This is a genomic window from Sphingomonas sp. 66-10 (assembly GCF_001897045.1).
GTDB classification, from domain to species: Bacteria; Pseudomonadota; Alphaproteobacteria; order Sphingomonadales; family Sphingomonadaceae; genus Sphingomonas; species Sphingomonas lycopersici.
Genome location: NZ_MKRR01000134.1, coordinates 45178 through 60660 on the forward strand (window position 1 = coordinate 45178; position 15483 = coordinate 60660).

Annotated in this window: 12 protein-coding genes and 1 pseudogene (1 of these 13 only partly in view); 6 read left to right on the forward strand and 7 right to left on the reverse strand. The window is 68.0% G+C overall.

All coding sequences use genetic code 11. From position 1 onward, the window contains the following. Together BGN95_RS16480 and BGN95_RS16485 are read left to right on the forward strand one after the other, a co-directional pair. Positions 1-359, forward strand: a pseudogene (locus BGN95_RS16480) (MFS transporter) (it extends 853 nt beyond the left edge of the window). After that, positions 356-1105 carry an isocitrate lyase/PEP mutase family protein gene (locus BGN95_RS16485; RefSeq protein WP_286773369.1) on the forward strand — a complete coding sequence of 250 codons (750 nt, stop codon included), beginning with the start codon at positions 356-358 and terminating at the stop codon, positions 1103-1105. The pseudogene BGN95_RS16480 and the gene BGN95_RS16485 overlap by 4 nt, the downstream one beginning before the upstream one ends. On the opposite strand, the gene BGN95_RS16490 is transcribed toward BGN95_RS16485, so the two are convergent. Further along, on the reverse strand, positions 1102-3567 hold the full coding sequence (locus BGN95_RS16490) for a TonB-dependent receptor (protein ID WP_286773370.1): 2466 nt from the start codon (positions 3565-3567) through the stop codon (positions 1102-1104). The genes BGN95_RS16485 and BGN95_RS16490 overlap by 4 nt on opposite strands. A 158-nt stretch (positions 3568-3725) precedes the next feature. On the opposite strand from BGN95_RS16490, the gene BGN95_RS16495 reads away from it, so the two are divergent. Both BGN95_RS16495 and BGN95_RS16500 read left to right on the forward strand, forming a co-directional pair. Next, entirely contained in the window at positions 3726-4277 is a 552-nt protein-coding gene (locus BGN95_RS16495; protein ID WP_179515395.1) for a sigma-70 family RNA polymerase sigma factor, read from the forward strand. 2 nt (positions 4278-4279) lie between these two features. Then, positions 4280-5248 (forward strand): FecR family protein, encoded by a 969-nt coding sequence (locus BGN95_RS16500; RefSeq protein WP_286773371.1) that lies wholly within the window; start codon positions 4280-4282, stop codon positions 5246-5248. Positions 5249-5400: 152 nt separating this feature from the next. Here BGN95_RS16500 and BGN95_RS16505 read toward each other — a convergent pair whose 3' ends face one another. Continuing rightward, positions 5401-6852 (reverse strand): amidohydrolase, encoded by a 1452-nt coding sequence (locus BGN95_RS16505; RefSeq protein ID WP_286773372.1) that lies wholly within the window; start codon positions 6850-6852, stop codon positions 5401-5403. 202 nt (positions 6853-7054) lie between these two features. Here BGN95_RS16505 and BGN95_RS16510 point away from each other — a divergent pair, with 202 nt between their 5' ends. After that, positions 7055-9346, forward strand: coding sequence for a TonB-dependent receptor (locus BGN95_RS16510; protein WP_286773373.1), 2292 nt, complete (start codon positions 7055-7057; stop codon positions 9344-9346). Between the two features lie 38 nt (positions 9347-9384). Here the strand turns inward: BGN95_RS16510 and BGN95_RS16515 are convergent, their stop codons facing one another. After that, positions 9385-10770: an aminotransferase-like domain-containing protein gene (locus BGN95_RS16515; RefSeq protein ID WP_286773374.1), complete on the reverse strand. Its 1386-nt coding sequence runs from the start codon at positions 10768-10770 to the stop codon at positions 9385-9387. Positions 10771-10881: 111 nt separating this feature from the next. Here BGN95_RS16515 and BGN95_RS16520 point away from each other — a divergent pair, with 111 nt between their 5' ends. Beyond that, positions 10882-11724: a PhzF family phenazine biosynthesis protein gene (locus BGN95_RS16520; RefSeq protein WP_286773375.1), complete on the forward strand. Its 843-nt coding sequence runs from the start codon at positions 10882-10884 to the stop codon at positions 11722-11724. Positions 11725-11730: 6 nt separating this feature from the next. Here the strand turns inward: BGN95_RS16520 and BGN95_RS16525 are convergent, their stop codons facing one another. The 4 genes from BGN95_RS16525 to BGN95_RS16540 form a co-directional block, all read right to left on the reverse strand. Beyond that, positions 11731-12177 (reverse strand): host attachment family protein, encoded by a 447-nt coding sequence (locus BGN95_RS16525; RefSeq protein ID WP_286773376.1) that lies wholly within the window; start codon positions 12175-12177, stop codon positions 11731-11733. Positions 12178-12245: 68 nt separating this feature from the next. Further along, positions 12246-13115, reverse strand: a complete 870-nt coding sequence (locus BGN95_RS16530) for an RDD family protein (protein ID WP_265312371.1) — start codon at positions 13113-13115, stop codon at positions 12246-12248. After that, a complete protein-coding gene (locus tag BGN95_RS16535; RefSeq protein ID WP_286773377.1) occupies positions 13093-14115 on the reverse strand; it encodes a stage II sporulation protein M in 1023 nt (340 codons plus the stop codon). Before BGN95_RS16535 ends, BGN95_RS16530 begins: the two co-directional genes overlap by 23 nt. Further along, positions 14112-15422, reverse strand: coding sequence for a DUF58 domain-containing protein (locus BGN95_RS16540; protein WP_286773378.1), 1311 nt, complete (start codon positions 15420-15422; stop codon positions 14112-14114). Before BGN95_RS16540 ends, BGN95_RS16535 begins: the two co-directional genes overlap by 4 nt. Positions 15423-15483: the final 61 nt, after the last annotated feature.

Below are 15483 nucleotides of genomic sequence, written 5' to 3' on the forward strand. Positions count from 1 at the left end.
ATTACGGGCTGCGCGGGCTGTCGCTCGTTGCCCTGCCGTTCCTCAACTTCGACACGATGAGCCTGACGATCTTCGCGATCTTCTACGGGCTCGATTGGATCGCGACCGTCCCGCCGACGGTCAAGCTCGCCAATGATGCGTTCGGCGAGCAGGAAGCGCCGATCGTGTTCGGCTGGATCCAGACCGGGCACCAGCTCGGTGCGGCGCTCGCGGCGTTCGGTGCAGGGGTGATCCGCGAGGCGACCGGGACCTATCTTCCCGCCTTCGTTGTTGCGGGCGCGACCGGTGTGATCGCCGCCGGGCTGCTGCTAGGCTGGATTTCGCGCACGCAATTTCACGACCGGAGACACATCGCATGACGAGCATCGCCGACGCCCGCCTTCGCTTTCGCAAGCTGCACGAAAGCGGATTCTTCATCCTGCCCAATGCGTGGGACGCGGGCAGCGCGGTGCGGCTCGCCGCGCTCGGCTTTCAGGCGATCGCCTCGACCAGCTCGGGCGCGGCCTGGGCCGCGGGCAAGGAAGACGGGCAATTGACCCGCGACGAGGTGCTCGCGCACCTGCGCCTGCTGGTCGGCGCGACCGATCTGCCGGTCAACGCCGATTTCGAGAACGGCTTCGCCGATGCCCCTGAGGATGTCGCAGCAAACGTCAGGCTGGCGATCGATACCGGGGTGGCCGGGCTGTCGATCGAGGATTGGTCGGGCAGCGCGCTTTACGACACCGGGCTTGCGGTCGAGCGGATCGCCGCGGCGCGCGAGGCGATCGACGCGACCGGCCAGGATGTGATGCTCGTCGGGCGCAGCGAGAATTTCCGCGTGCCGGGGATGAGCGCCGCCGACAGCATCGCGCGCGCGGTGGCCTATGCCGAAGCGGGGGCGGATTGCCTGTTCGTGCCGGTTATCGAGGATCGCGGCGCGGTCGCCGAGCTGATCGCCGCGGTCGCGCCCAGGCCGGTCAATGTGCTGGTGCACGATTATGACGGGCGCATCGCGGAATTCGCCCGGCTCGGCGCGCGCCGCTGCAGCGTCGGCGGCAGCCTCGCCAAGGCGAGCTGGAATGCATTCGACGCGGCGGCACGCACGCTGAAAGGATGCGCGCCCTAGAAACGATAGGCGACATCGAGGCTGGCGGTACGGGGCAATGCGTTCCACACCTGCCCGACACCGGCCGGCCCCGAGGCGATCCGCGCCGGTACTTTATCGTCGAGCAGATTCCTGATCGACAACCCAGCATTCCAGCGCGCCTGTTCGACGAGCAATTGAAGGTCGAGCTGGGTGCGCGGCGCGGTCCGCTCGAAATAGGGATCGGTGCGGTTGAAGGCGGTGTTCATCGCCGAGGTGTAGCCGAAGTCGATGCGGGCGACTGCGTTGGTGGTGGTGGACAGCGGTTCGCGGCGCTGCATCCCCAGCGCGAAGGCGAGCAGCGGCACGTTGGGCAGGCGATCGCCCTTGCGCGCGATGATCCCGCTCGTGTCGATCGGCTGGTTCCGCGACAGCCGCGCGTCGGTCAGGCTGGCGCGGCCCTCGATCGTCGTGCGCGGATCGGCGACGACGGTCAGCTCCAGCTCAGCGCCGTGGATCGCCGCGCTGCCCGCATTGCTGTTATAGGCGAAGGCGCCATTTGCGCTCGACACCGGATAGATCATGTCCGACCAGTCGATGCGATAGACATCGGCATTGATGCTGACCCGGCGATCGAACGCGCTGGACTTGACCCCCAGTTCGTAGCTCCACAGCCGATCCGCGCGATAGACGCGCAGCCCGGGGGCGAGCAGCGGAATGATATTGACCCCACCCGGCCGGTAGCCCTGCGACGCCTCGGCATAGACCAGCAATGCCTCCGCCGGATGCCACGACAGCAACGCCTTGAGATTGCTCCCGATCTCCCGGCTGGCATAGCGCCCGCCCTGCAGCGCACCGGTGCCGGTGATCGGATTGGGGATATCGACATTGCCCCCCGAGGCGCGGACGTAGCGGAACAGCCGCCCGCCGAGCGTCAGCGCCAGCGCGCGGGTCAGCCCCTGCGTCCATTCGCCGAACAGCGCCTGTTGCGACAACACGCTGTCGAGATAGCGCAGCCCGGTGACGTCGAGCGGGCGCGGCATGATGCCGGTCGCCGCATCGACCTTGAGCGCGTAGCTCGCGATATGCTCGCGCCGCCGCTCGAGATAGGCGCCGACGGTCCATTTGGCGGCGCCCGATCCGGTCGAGGAGAAACGCAGCTCCGCGCTCCAGTCGGCGACCCGCATCGGCTGATAGAGGATGCCGGGCAAGCGGCTGTCGACGAACGACCCGAACGCAGCGACCTGCGCGGCGGAGCAATTTTCGGTCGCCGCGAGCGCGAAGAAGCTGCGGCAGATCGCGGGATCGTCGCGCTGGCCGGAGAGGACCCCCGTGTAATCGATCTCGCGAACGATGTTCCACGTATAATGCGAGACGGTGGCCAGCGCGGTGACCCCGCCCAGATCGTGTCGCGCGGTAAGATTGTAGAGCGTCAGGTCGTTGCGCTGCGGGGTGCGCGCGCTCTGGTCGTTGATGTTGCGCCCCTGCGCGCGATACCAGAAGGCCGCGTCGCTGATCCGCGTGCGCTGGACGATCGCGCTGCCCTGGATGCTGGTGCCGTCCTGCGGGCCCCAGGCGAGGGTGAAGCGCCCGCCGCTCTTGTCGGTCCGCCCGCCGTGGTCGAGATCGAGATGGTCGTTGCGGATCACCCCGCCGGCGCGCCGTGCATAGAGCGACATCCGCGCCGCGAGCTGATCGGCGACGATCGGCGCGTTGAGCGTCAGCGAGGCACTGTCGCCCGGCCCCGCCCCGCTGGTCTGTTCGACACCGGCACGCGCCTCGCCGTGCCACGCGGCCGGATCGGGCTGGTTGAAGATGACGCGCACCACGCCGCCCATCGCGCTCGCGCCGTATAACGTGCCCTGCGGCCCGCGCAGCAGCTCAACGCGATCGATATCGACCAGATCGAGATCGGGGGCAAAGGCGCTGGGATCGAAGGTCGTCCCGCCGGGGCCGCTGATCGCGCTTTCGTCATAATAGATGCCGACGGTCGGCTCGCCCGCGCTGGCGAGGCCGCGGATCAGCAGCCGCTGCTGACCCGTCCCGGTATCCACCACGCTCAGTTCGGGATGCCGGCGCGCCAGCGTGCGAATGTCGTGCACCCCGCGGTCGGCGAGCACGTTGCCCCGCTCGACGCTCATGCTCAGCGGGGTTTCGGCCATCACGGTTTCGCGCTTCAGCGCGGTGACGATCACCGGCTGGTTGTCGGCCTCGGCGGCGGGCGGCGGCGCACGGCTCGGCGCGCGCGGGACGATCAGCAAGGTGCCGCCGGGCAGCCAGCGCGCCTCCAGCGCGTTATCGCGCAACAGCCATCCGAGCAGTTTCTTCGCATCGGCGGCGTGCGTCGTGCGCTTGATCGAGCGCCCGCGCACCAGCGCCGGATCGAACAGCAATTGCCAGCCGGCTTGCCGCGCGAGATCCGTCAGCGCCGTCGCGAGCGGGCCGGGGCGCAATGTGACGGTCCGTCCTTGCGCCGCCGGCGCGGCGGCCGCCTGCGCCGGCAACGCGGCGGACAGGAACGCCGCCGAAACGGGGAAAAGGCGCGGGGACGGGTGAAGAATCGAAATGCGCCTTTCCAGCGGTGGCCGATGGCCATGTTATCCAAAGCTTACTTGGGTTGCACCGTTGACAGGCGCGCGCGCGACCGATTTATTTCACATCCGTGACCAATCTCCCCGATGGGATATCAGGCGGCTCTCACGGCCTGCTCGCCCCGCCGCAACCGGCGGCGGGCGCGGCCGCGCCGTTCCTGTCCTATCTCGGTGCGATCCGCGCCTTCGTCTCGAAACGGGTGCATCCCAACGATCTCGACGATGTGGTGCAGGATGTCGCGCTCAAGATGCACCAGCGCGCGGGGCGCGACGGGGTGGAGAATGTCCAGGGCTATCTGTTCCAGGTCGCGCGCAGCGTGCTCGCCGATCACGGGCGACGCAGCCGCGCCGGGCAGGCGGGGCTGCACGATCCGCTCGAGGATCATAACCACCCGGTCGAAACCTGCCCGCCGGACCGCATCCTGGAGAACCGGCAGGAATTGCAGCTGATGCTCGCGGCGCTGCGCGATCTGCCCGATCGCGCCCGCCAAGCATTTGTTCTTCATCGATTTGAACATATGAGCTACGCGGACATCGCGCGGCATATGAACATCTCGGTCAGCGCGGTTGAAAAGAATATCATGCGCGCGATGAGGCAACTGACCGCATGTCGGCAGAAATGACGATGACGAACGCGAGCGACGAGGCGGCGCGCTGGTATGCGCGCCGGCACGCCGCTGCGCCGACCACGGCGGAGCAGGCAGCGTTCGAGGCGTGGCGCAACGGCAGCGCGGCGAATGCCGAAGCCTGGGCGGCGACCGAAGCGACGCATGACGCGCTCGGCGGGCTCGCCGCCTTGCCTGAGATGACAGCGCTGCGCAGCGCGGCGCGCCGGCCGGCGGCGCCCCGGTTCGCGTCGTGGCGGATCGCCGCATCGGTCGCCGCGCTCGTCGCGGGGGCGGCGGGGACGTACAGCCTGATATCGCATCGCGCGCCGACCACCACCGCCCCCGCGGTGGCCGCGGTCGCGCATTATCGCACCGCGATCGGCGAGCAGCGCATCGTCGCACTGGCCGACGGCACGCGGATGACGCTCAACACCGATTCGCAGATCGACGTCCCGGCGTGGCAAAGCGAGCGCCGCATCCGGCTGCTGCGCGGCGAGGGCTATTTCGAGGTCGCCAAGGACAAAAGCCACCCGTTCGTCGTCGAAACCGGCGCGGGCGATGTCGTCGCGGTGGGCACCGCCTTTGCGGTGCGCAAGGCGGGGCGCGGCTTCAGCGTCGCGCTGGCCGAGGGCAAGGTGCGCGTGACGATCCCCGCGATCGCCGAACCCGCGCTGCTCACCCCGGGCGAGCGGCTCGCCTATGACGGCGTGGCGGTGAAGCGCGAGACGAGCGGCGCGGGCGAAGCGACGACGTGGCTGGCGGGCAATCTCACCTTCCGCGATACCGTGCTCGGCGATGCGATCGCGGAGATGAACCGCTATTCGCCGCGTAAGATCGTGCTTGACGACCCCGCCGCCGCGCACCGCAAGCTGACCGGGGTGTTCCGCACCGGCGACGTCGCAACCTTCGTCGCGGCGGTGACGGCTTATGGCATGGCGCGCATCGAGCGCGAGGATGCGGCGGAGATCCGATTGAAGGGGGCGTAACCTCCGTTCGCCCTGAGCTTGTCGAAGGGCTGCACTTCTGCCGACGAAGAAAAGTACAGGGCTTCGACAAGCTCAGCCCGAACGGATTCTATTGTATCTACCGTATCGACAGGTTTCGGGAGCCGGGATCGAGCGACCCCGGCTCCCGCACCTTATTGCGCCGGCGGGTCGCGATAATCGAGCGCCGGCTTACGATCGCCGAGCATCGCCGCATATTTGAAGTCCTTGCCGCGCCGCTCGACCAATTCGGCCTTGGCCTTGGCCAGCACGTCGGGGCTTTGCAGCAGTTCGGCGCCCATCAGCGTCAGCGCCGAGGCCGCGACCGAGGCGCCCTTCACCCCGAGCGAGGTGCCGCTGGCGGCGGAGGATTGCCAGCTGTGCGCCGGGGTCCCCGGCACCCAGGTGGTGGTGGAAATCCCCATCGTCGGCACCGTCCAGCTCACATCGGCGACATCGGTCGACCCGTTGAGCTGCTCTTCGGCGCTCGGCGGCAGGATCGGGGTCGGATCGAGCAGCCCGGCATGCGGCAAATTCTTCGCCATCTGCGCCGCGAAGGCGGTCTGCTCGGCATCCCAGGGCGCGATCGGCACCTTGCTGAAATTGCGCTCGGCGACCTCGAGCAGGGTCTTGTTGGGCAGCAATGAATAGACCCCGCCGGTGATCTCATAATCGCTCGTCGTATCGGTGGCGATTGCCGCGCCCTTCGATGCCTTCACCACTCGCGCCCAGACGTCGCGGACGATCTGCGGATCGGCCTGGCGGACGTAATAATAGACTTCGGCGAAATCGGGGACGACATTGGGCGCCTTGCCGCCCGAGGTGATGACATAATGGATGCGGGTCTTGTCGGGGATATGCTCGCGCAGATGCTCGACCGCGATGTTCATCACCTGCACCCCGTCGAGCGCTGAGCGCCCCTGATCGGGCGCCGCGGCGGCGTGCGCGGAGACGCCGTGGAAGCGGAACTTGCCGCTGATATTGGCCATCGAAGGCGTGACGGTATAACTGTTGTTGTCGCCCGGGTGCCAATGCAGCACCGCGTCGACATCGTTGAACAGCCCGTCGCGCACCAGATAGACCTTGCCCGATCCGCCTTCCTCGGCCGGCGAGCCATAGACGCGGACCTCGCCCTTCACCTTATTGGCAGCCATCCACTCCTTGAGCGCGACCGCCGAGGCGACCGAGGCCGCGCCGAACAGATTATGCCCGCAACCGTGAGCGGCATTCTTCCCCGGCGTCCCCTTGCGATCGGGCACCGCCGCCTGCGACAGCCCCGGCAGCGCGTCATATTCGGCGAGGATGCCGATCACCGGCCCGTCGCCGTTGCGGAAGCTGGCGACGAAGGCGGTCGGCATCCCGGCGACCCCGGCGCGCACGGTGAACCCCGCCTTGCGCAGCCGATCCTGCAGCAAGGCGCTGCTCTTCTCCTCCTTGTAGCCGACTTCGGCGAGGTTCCAGATCGCCAGCGCGTCGCTCGACAGCGCGGGCTCCTGCTTCTTCGATGCCGCGAGCAATTGCGCGCGCTGCGCGTCCGTCAGCGGCGCCGCTTGCGCCGTACCCGCCAAAGCCAGCGCCCCGAGCGTGGCCGCCAGGCCGGTCGTCATCCTCAATCCCCGTGTCACGCGCATCGCGCCCTCCCTCATCGTTCAGTCAGGAAGGACGGGCCGCACCGGATTTTCCTCACCCCGCGCAAAAAAATTTTCGGCTGCGGGGTGAGGGGACGCCGCGCGCCCGCGTCTTGGATCGCGACGGGGACGGCAATCAACGCCGCCGCCCCGATCGAAAACCAGACAAGGGGGGTTAGTCATGTCTTTGAGATCATTCGGCATCCTGTTGCTTTCCGGCAGCGCGCTCGCCGCGACCCAGGCCGCAGCGCAGACCGAGGCGCCGGCAGCCGCGCCCGCCGCCGAAGCGACGAGCCAGTTAGGCAACGATATCGTCGTCACCGCGCTCCGCCGCAGCACGACCTTGCAGGATACCCCGATCAGCATCTCCGCGATCGGCGGCGAGGCGCTCAACCGGATCGGCGCGACCTCGATCAACGATTATTTCCGCCAGGTGCCCAATTTGCAGGTCGAGGGCAACGCCCCGGCCTCGCGCCGTATCACGATCCGCGGCGTGCGCAGCGCGGGCGAGGCGACCGTCGGGCTCTATTATGACGAAACCCCGCTCACCGGCCCGGGCGGCACCACCGCCGATGCCGGATCGACCAACCCCGATATCAACCTGTTCGACGTCGAGCGGGTCGAGGTGCTGCGCGGGCCGCAGGGCACCTTGTTCGGCGCGGGATCGATGGGCGGCACGATCCGCATGATCTACAACAAGCCCGATGCGACCAAGATCGCCGGGGCGATGGAAGTGCAGGGCACCGTCACCAAGAACGGCGATCCCGGCTTCTACGCCAAAGGGATGATCAACCTGCCGATCGCGACCGACGTGCTGGCGCTGCGCGTCGTCGCCTATAAGGAGAACCGCGGCGGGTTCATCGACGTGCCGGGGCTCAAGCGCGAAAATGTCAACGATGTCCGCTCATGGGGCGGGCGCGTGATGCTGCGCTTCACCCCCGACGACAATCTCGCGATCACCGCCAGCGCCAATTACCAGCGCAACGAGCTCGACGGGCCGACCAATTATAATCTGTCGCTCGGCGTGTATAATTCGACCGTGGAATCGATCGCGCGCAACAACGATCGGCTCCAGCTCTACAACCTTACCTTGACCTACAAGCTGCCGTTCAACGCCACCTTCACCGGCTCGGCCTCGACCTATAATTGGGATCTGCTGCGCAATTCGGATTATACCAAGACGCTGCGCGGATCGCGCACCAACGCCACCTCGTGCAGGAACTACATCGGGGTCGCATCGTGCAACGCGTCGCAGATGGCGACCTATAGCGCCTATGTCGACAGCCGCCTGCCGGGGATGCTCTATCAGCCGCTCGCGCTCAAGGCGTGGATCTACGAGGCGCGCGTCTCGGGCAGCCTGCTCAACGACGGCATCAGCTATACGCTCGGCATCTTCCACGACGATCGCCAGGATCGCGCCGACAGCCAGGTCGCCAAGGCGGATGCCAACGGCAATCTCATCACTCCGCTCGATCTCACCGCGTGGCGCATCGTCAAGACCAGCGTGAAGCAGACCGCCTTTTTCGCCGAACTGTCGGTAAAGCCGGTCCACGCGCTGACGCTGACCGCGGGCACCCGCCGCTTCTCTTATGACAAGACGGTGTTCGGCCAGGTGCAGATCAGCAATTACATCACCCAATCCTATGTCGGCCCGCCGAGCACGGTCGACGCCAGCGCCAAGGGCTGGGTGCACAAGTTCAACGCAAGCTATGATTTCGACCGCGATTTCATGGTTTACGCCACCGCGTCCAAGGGCTTCCGCCCGGGCGGGGCGAACAATGTCCCGGGGCTCACCAATACATTGGTCGCCTATCAGCCCGACAGCCTGTGGAATTACGAGATCGGCGCCAAGACGCAGTGGTTCAACCGCATGCTGACGTTGAACGCGGCGGTCTATCAGATCGACTGGCGCAACATGCAGGTATCGGGGCGCAGCGCGAACGGCGCCTTCTCCTTCCTCACCAACGCCGGCAAGGCGCGGATCAAGGGCGCCGAAATCGAGGCGACCCTGCGCCCGGTCGAGGGGCTGTCGCTCAACACCGCGCTGGGCTTCGTCGACGCCAAATTGACCGAGGACCAGCTCAACTCGGGGCTGGCGGCGACCGGATCGACCGGGCTCAAGGGCGATCGCATCCCCTATATCCCGCAATTCACTTTGTCGCTGGGCGGCGATTACCGCTGGTCGCTCTCGGACACATTGCACGGGACGGTCAGCGCAAACCTCACGCACAGCGCGGGCAGCTATTCCGAATTCCGCCCGACCTACACCTTCTACCGGCGCAATTCGGCCTATGAGAATGTCGGCATGCGCGCCGGCATCGAGACCGACAACGGGCTGACGCTGCAGCTATTCGTGCAGAATCTGTTCAACACCGACAAGCCGATCCAGCTTTCCTCGTCGATCGGCGACCCGGATTCGGCGCTGACGCTCCAGCCGCGCACCTTCGGCATCATGGCGCGCAAGACGTTCTGACCGCTACGGGGTCGCGCGGCCGATCGGCGCGCGGCCCCTCACAACGCCCGCGCGAGCGCGGCGAACACCGCATCGTCGTCGCTCATCGCGACGTTGAAGCGCATCCGGTCGTTCCACAATCCACCGGCGCTGAACACCTTGCCCGGCGCGAGCACCAGCCCCTGCGCCAGCGCCGCCTCGGCCAGCGCCACCGCATCGCAACCGTCGGGCAGCTTCGCCCAGACGAAGATCCCGGCATTGGGCTCGATCCACGGTTCCAGCCCCGCGGCGCGGAGGCGGCGCAAGGTGCCCGCCATCGCGCGGGCCAGCCGGGTGCGGATCGTTTCGACATGGCGGCGGTAGCTGCCGTCGGTCAGCACTGAATGGAGCAAGGTGGCGGCGAGCGGATTGCCCGACATCGAAGTGGCGATGCGCAGATCGGCGAGCGCCTCGATCCAGTCGGCGCGCGCCGCGATATGCCCGCAGCGCATCGCGGCCGAGAGCGACTTGGAAAAGCTGCCGATGCGGATCACGCGATCGAGCCCGTCGAATGCGGCGAGCCGCGGGGCGGGGGAGATTTCGAAATCGGCGAAGATATCGTCCTCCACCACGATCAGGTCATGCGCCTCGGCGAGCCTGAGCAGGCGGTGCGCGATCGGCGCGGCGAGCGTCGCGCCGGTCGGATTGTGGATGCCCGAATTGGTCAGGTAGAAGCGCGGGCGGTGGGTTTCGAGCGCCTCCGCAAAGCGCGCGATATCGGGGCCGTGCGGGGTCATCGGCACCCCGATCGCGGTCACGCGATGCGCGCGCATCAGCGCGAGGAAATTGAAATAACATGGATCGTCGACCAGCACGGTATCGCCGGGTTCGAGCAGGAAACGACAGATGAGATCGAGCGCATGCGTCCCGCTGTCGGTCAGCATGATCTGATCGAGCCCGGCCTCGATCCCCTGATCGGCCAGCCGCCGTGCGAGCAACGCGCGCAATCGCGACGAGCCGAGCGGGGAATCGTAACCGGTCAGCGTGCCGGCCGACCCGCGCGCCGCGGCGCGCAGCCCCTTGCGGATCGCGTCGCTCGCGAGCCATTCGTCGGGCAGCCAGCCGCACCCCGGCATCATCGCGCCACGATTCTCCGCGAGCGACTGGCGCAGCATCCACAAGGGATCGACCTGCCGCGCGGCCGCCACATCGGGGCGATCGAGCGTCAGCGGCGCGAGCGGCGCGGTGACGTAAAAGCCCGAGCCGGGGCGCGCGCGGATCGCACCCTCCGCCGCCAGCCGGTCATAGGCCTCGACGATCGTCGATTTGGAGAAGCCGGTGGTCTCGGCCATCGCGCGGACGGATGGGAGGCGCGCGCCGGGGGTCAGCGTCCGCCGCGCGATCCGCTCGCGGACGATCCGCATCACCTGCCCGGTGCGGGTTTCCGCGCGTGCGGCGCTGGCCATCGTATTGATCTCCGGATCGGTACAGTTTGTACTTATCGTATCGAACTGTCCCTGTTCGCGCCAGCCGCGGCACGGCATCGCGGGTCACGCATCGCCAAGAGGAGAAAATTCATGCCCCATCGCCCGTTCAGCCTTGTCGACGTGTTCGGCAGCGCGGATTTCAGCGGCAATCCGCTCGCGGTGATCGCCGATGCGCAAGGGCTGACGACCGAGGAGATGCAGCGCATCGCGCAGTGGCTCAACCTCTCCGAGACGACCTTCCTGGTACCGACGACCGACGCGGCGGCGGATTATCACGTGCGCATCTTCACCCTGGCGCACGAATTGCCGTTCGCGGGGCATCCTACGCTCGGCACCTGCCATGCCTGGCTCGAAGCGGGCGGGCAGCCCCAGCGTGACGGGGTCGTCGTCCAGCAATGCGGCGCGGGGCTGATCGAGCTGCGCCGCGCCGCCGACGGCAATCTCGCCTTCCGCGCCCCGCCGCTGGTCCGCAGCGGCACCCCGAGCGAGGCGGAGATCACCGAGGTCGCCGAGGTGCTGCGGATCGATCGCGCGGCGATCGTCGACGCCCAATGGGTCGATAACGGCCCGGGCTGGATCGCGGTGATGCTCGGATCGGCGGAGGCGGTGCTGGCGCTGGAGCCCGCACGACACCACGCGCAGCGGATCGATATCGGCGTGGTCGGCCCGCATGCGCCGGGCGACGCGGTCGCGTTCGAGCTGCGCGCGATCTTCAGCGACGCGCACGGCGCGCTGATCGAGGATCCGGTGACCGGCAGCCTCAACGCCTCGGTCGGCCAGTGGTTGTTCGCCAGCGGCCGCGCGCGCGGCTCCTATGTCGCGGCGCAGGGCACGCGCCTCGGGCGCGCCGGGCGGATCGCGGTTTCGCAGGATGCGGACGGCGACGTGTGGGTCGGCGGGCGCACCGTCACGATGTTCGCCGGGCAGCGGTAAGGCCGGTTACTCCGCGATGATCGCCTGCTCGATCGCGGTGGTGGGATGTTTGACGAGATCCTTGGCGATCTCGCCGACGATGCGATCCTTGACCGCCGGATCGAGCTGGCCGCGCAATTCACCCAAAGTGCGCGGATCCGCAACGACGATCAGCGCGTCGAACGCCTGTTGCAGCGCCTGATCGCGCAGGAAAGCGGCGGTTTCGGCGGCGAAGCTCTTCTTCTCCTGCGCGTGAAAGTCGGTCTCGGCATAAGCGCTGCGGCGCGTCGCCCCCGACAGCGAGAACGAGGTCCGCCCCGGCCGGTCGCTCTTCTGGTCGCGGTCGGGCGGGTTCACGTCTTCGAGCATGTTGACCGGCTCGAGATGGGGGTAAGTGGCGTCGCCGCTGTTGCGGAACAGCAGCCGTTTCTGGCCGTCGGTGACGAGTACATGGGTCGCATGCGCAAGCCGCATCGCCGTTCTCCTTCCGATTTTCGCTTTGCTTCTGCAACGCTTGCACGGGGGAGAGGGTTGCGATGCGGCTAATTGCCGAACTTGTTCTGCCGCCGCCGGCCGACGAGCAGCCCGCTTTCCAGCCGCGCGCATAACGCAAGATAATAATCGGTCAGGAAACCGAGATCGTCGCCGTCGTCGGCGATATTGGCCTTGCGGCGGATCGTCGCCGCCACCGTGGCGACCGCGCTCGGCCGGCCGCCGCGCAGCACGTCTTCCAGCGTCTGCAGCTCGTAGACGCCGTAAAGCGCGAGCGCGGCATCCGAGAAATGTCGTCGCGCGCGATCGGGCGCGGGGCCGATATCGGCGGCGAGCTTGCCGCCCGGCGCGTGGATCACCCATGTCCCCGCGACGAGATCGCCGGCGCGCAGCCGATCGCGGTTGAACAGCGGGAAGAACAGGAAAATCCCGCTCCACGCCAGCGCGAAGAGCGCAAGGAACGCATCCGCCGTGCCCTGCGCGGTCTGCGCGGCGAGGAACGACAGCGGCAGGAACAGCTCGATCTCCCGCAATGCGTTGCGCGCGATCACCGCCCCGGCGGTCAGCCGCGCGCCGTCCCGCGCGACCACGCGCAACCCCATCGCGCGCTTCCCCGGGGTGGCGCCGCGCCCGCTCATCTCGAACAGCACGAACCAGCCGTTGCGCAGCATGAACGCGCCGATCAGCCACAGGATGACGAGCAGTTCGGAGCGGGTGGCGATCGCCGCCCAGCCGATCACCAGCGTCGCGACGACCAATATGACCAGGATCAGCGCGACATCGAGCGCGAAGGCGGCGATCCGCGCGCCGGTTGCGCCGAGTTCGAGCCGTAGGTCGACCCCCTCCGGCGTGATGAAGGTCCGGCGCAGCGCATCCGGCCCGGCGGCGCGCGCGCGCCTAGGTCCGAACGGCCAGCGCACGCCGCCTCCCCAGCCCGTAGAAATAGACCAGCCAGCCGACCAGCATCGCCGCGCCGATCGCCGCGCGCATGCCGTCGGTGCGCACCACCTGACGCCCGATCCCTTCGAGCACCCCGGCCACCGCGAGCATCACCACCGCGCCGATCATCGCGGTCGCCGCGGTCCGCCCGGCGGTGATCGCGGCGTCCATCCGGTCGGCACGGCCGGGGAAGGCGATCGCAGTGCCGATCCGCATCCCCGCCGCGCCCGAGATGATGATCGCGAACAGCTCGGTCGTGCCGTGGATCGACAGCCAGGCGGCAAAGCTCAGCCCGAGCCCCTTGGGGGTGAAGACCGCGAACATCGCCCCGAGCATCAGCCCGTTATAGAGGATCAGCAATATGGTCGGCACCGCCAGCGCAAAGCCCAGCGCGAAGGAAAAGATCGCGATCTGCGCATTATGCCCGAACAGGAAGGCGGCAAAGGTGGCGAGCCCGTCGCTGGCATGCGGATAGAGCGTGGCGCGCAGCGCGGCGATCGAGGCCGAAGGATCGCGCCCGCCCGCCAGCCCCTTGGGGATGACGCCGTAGAACCAGCCGGGATCGCTCCGCACGAGGATATAGGCCGCGATCGCCCCCGCGACGGTGATCAGCGCCATCGCCAGCGTCTCGCGCCACAGCGACGCGACCGCACCGGGCCAGCCGCGCGCGAAAAACCCGCCCAGCTCGCGCGCCGCCGAGGTCGGCACGCCATAGACCTGGAAATAGGCGCGCGCACACAATTGCTCGAGATAGGTGATCAATGCGCGATCGAGCGAGGTCTCGCGTGCCACCGACAGCGACGACAAGGTGGTGCGATAGAGCAGGGGGAGCGCGAGCAGGTCGTCGTCGGAGATCGCGCGCAGCGAGCGTTTCTCGATCCGCGAGACCAATGCCTCCAGCCGCTCCCAATCAGCGGCATGGGCGGCGCGGAAGCGGCTGGCGTTGAGCAGGATCGGTTGATCCTCGACGCGCGCGGTCACAGCAAGTTCCTCCGCTTGAGATCGATATAGCCGTGGACCAGCCGATCGCCGACGCGATCATGCTCGCTTTCGATGACATGCGCGCCGAGATGGCGCAGCCGGGTCAGCACCAGCAGCCGATCGCGCAGCAGCGCCGCCGCGGTGACCGCGCGGGTGACGTCGGCAGGGGTTTCGGGGGCGCGGTCGACGATCGTCTCCAGTTCCTCGTCGCGCAGCACGACGATCAGGATGAGATGCTTCTTCATCAGCCGCGCCACCGCGCGGACGAGGAAATCGGCCGAGGTGAGATCGGTGAATTCGGTGAACAGCACGATCATCGAGCGCCGCGTCAGCCGCGCGGCGAGCGTGGTGAGCGCGAAGGTGTAATTGGTTTCCTCATTGCTGTAGTCGATCGTCGCGGCGAGGTGCTGCAGCTCGGGAAACGCCGCCGCGCCGCCGATGAACCCGCTCGAGATACGCGGGCGCGCATCGAAGGCGGAAAGCGCGATGCGGTCGCCGAGCTTGAGCGCGACCCAGCCGCACAGAAGCGCCCCTATCACCGCACGATCGACCCGCGGCATTCCCGCGACCGGCTCCGACATCTGGCGCCCGGCGTCGATCGCGAAGACGATCTGGCTGTTGCGCTCGCTGTGGAATTCCTTGGCGTGGAGCTTGTGGAAACGCGCCGATTGCTTCCAGTCGATCGCGCGCCGGTCCATCCCGGCGCGAAATTCGACGAGCGCGTGGAAATCGGTGCCGTCGCCGCGATCGGCCTGCGCGACCAGCCCCTGCAGCGCGTGCCGCTGAAACAATTGCGCGCCGCGGTCCTGTATCGCCTGGATATCGGGGAGGATCGCCAGTCGCCGCTCCCCGGCAAGCCGCCGCTGATGCCAGACGAGCCCGAGCGGCCCGGTCCAGCGCAGCCACAGGTCCCGAAACGCCGCCGTCCCACGCCGCACCGGGGTCAGCGTCAGAGCGCCGATCCCTTCGCCCCCGAGCAGCGCGACCCCGATACGTCCGTCATCCTCGATCGCGACGAGCGGATCGGGCGAAAGCGCCACCTCGACCCGCCGCGGCGGCCGTTGGCCGGCAATGCCGACGATCACCGGCACGTCGAGCGGGGCGCCGATCGCCGCACTGCGCGGCAGCACCAGCTCGGCGGTCGCGCGCGCGGCACCGAGCAGCGCGTCGGCGAGGACCAGCAGCAACAATGCGGGCGGCCACAGCAATGCGAGCTGCCAACGCCCGGGCAGCGCGACGGCGAGCGCCAACGCCAGCGGCGCGCCGGCAACCGCGCCGATCACCGCAAGGCGCGTGGGATAGAACAACGCGGCGCCTCGATCGTCTCGATGATCCCGTTCACCACATCCTCGATCGCGCGCCCGCCGA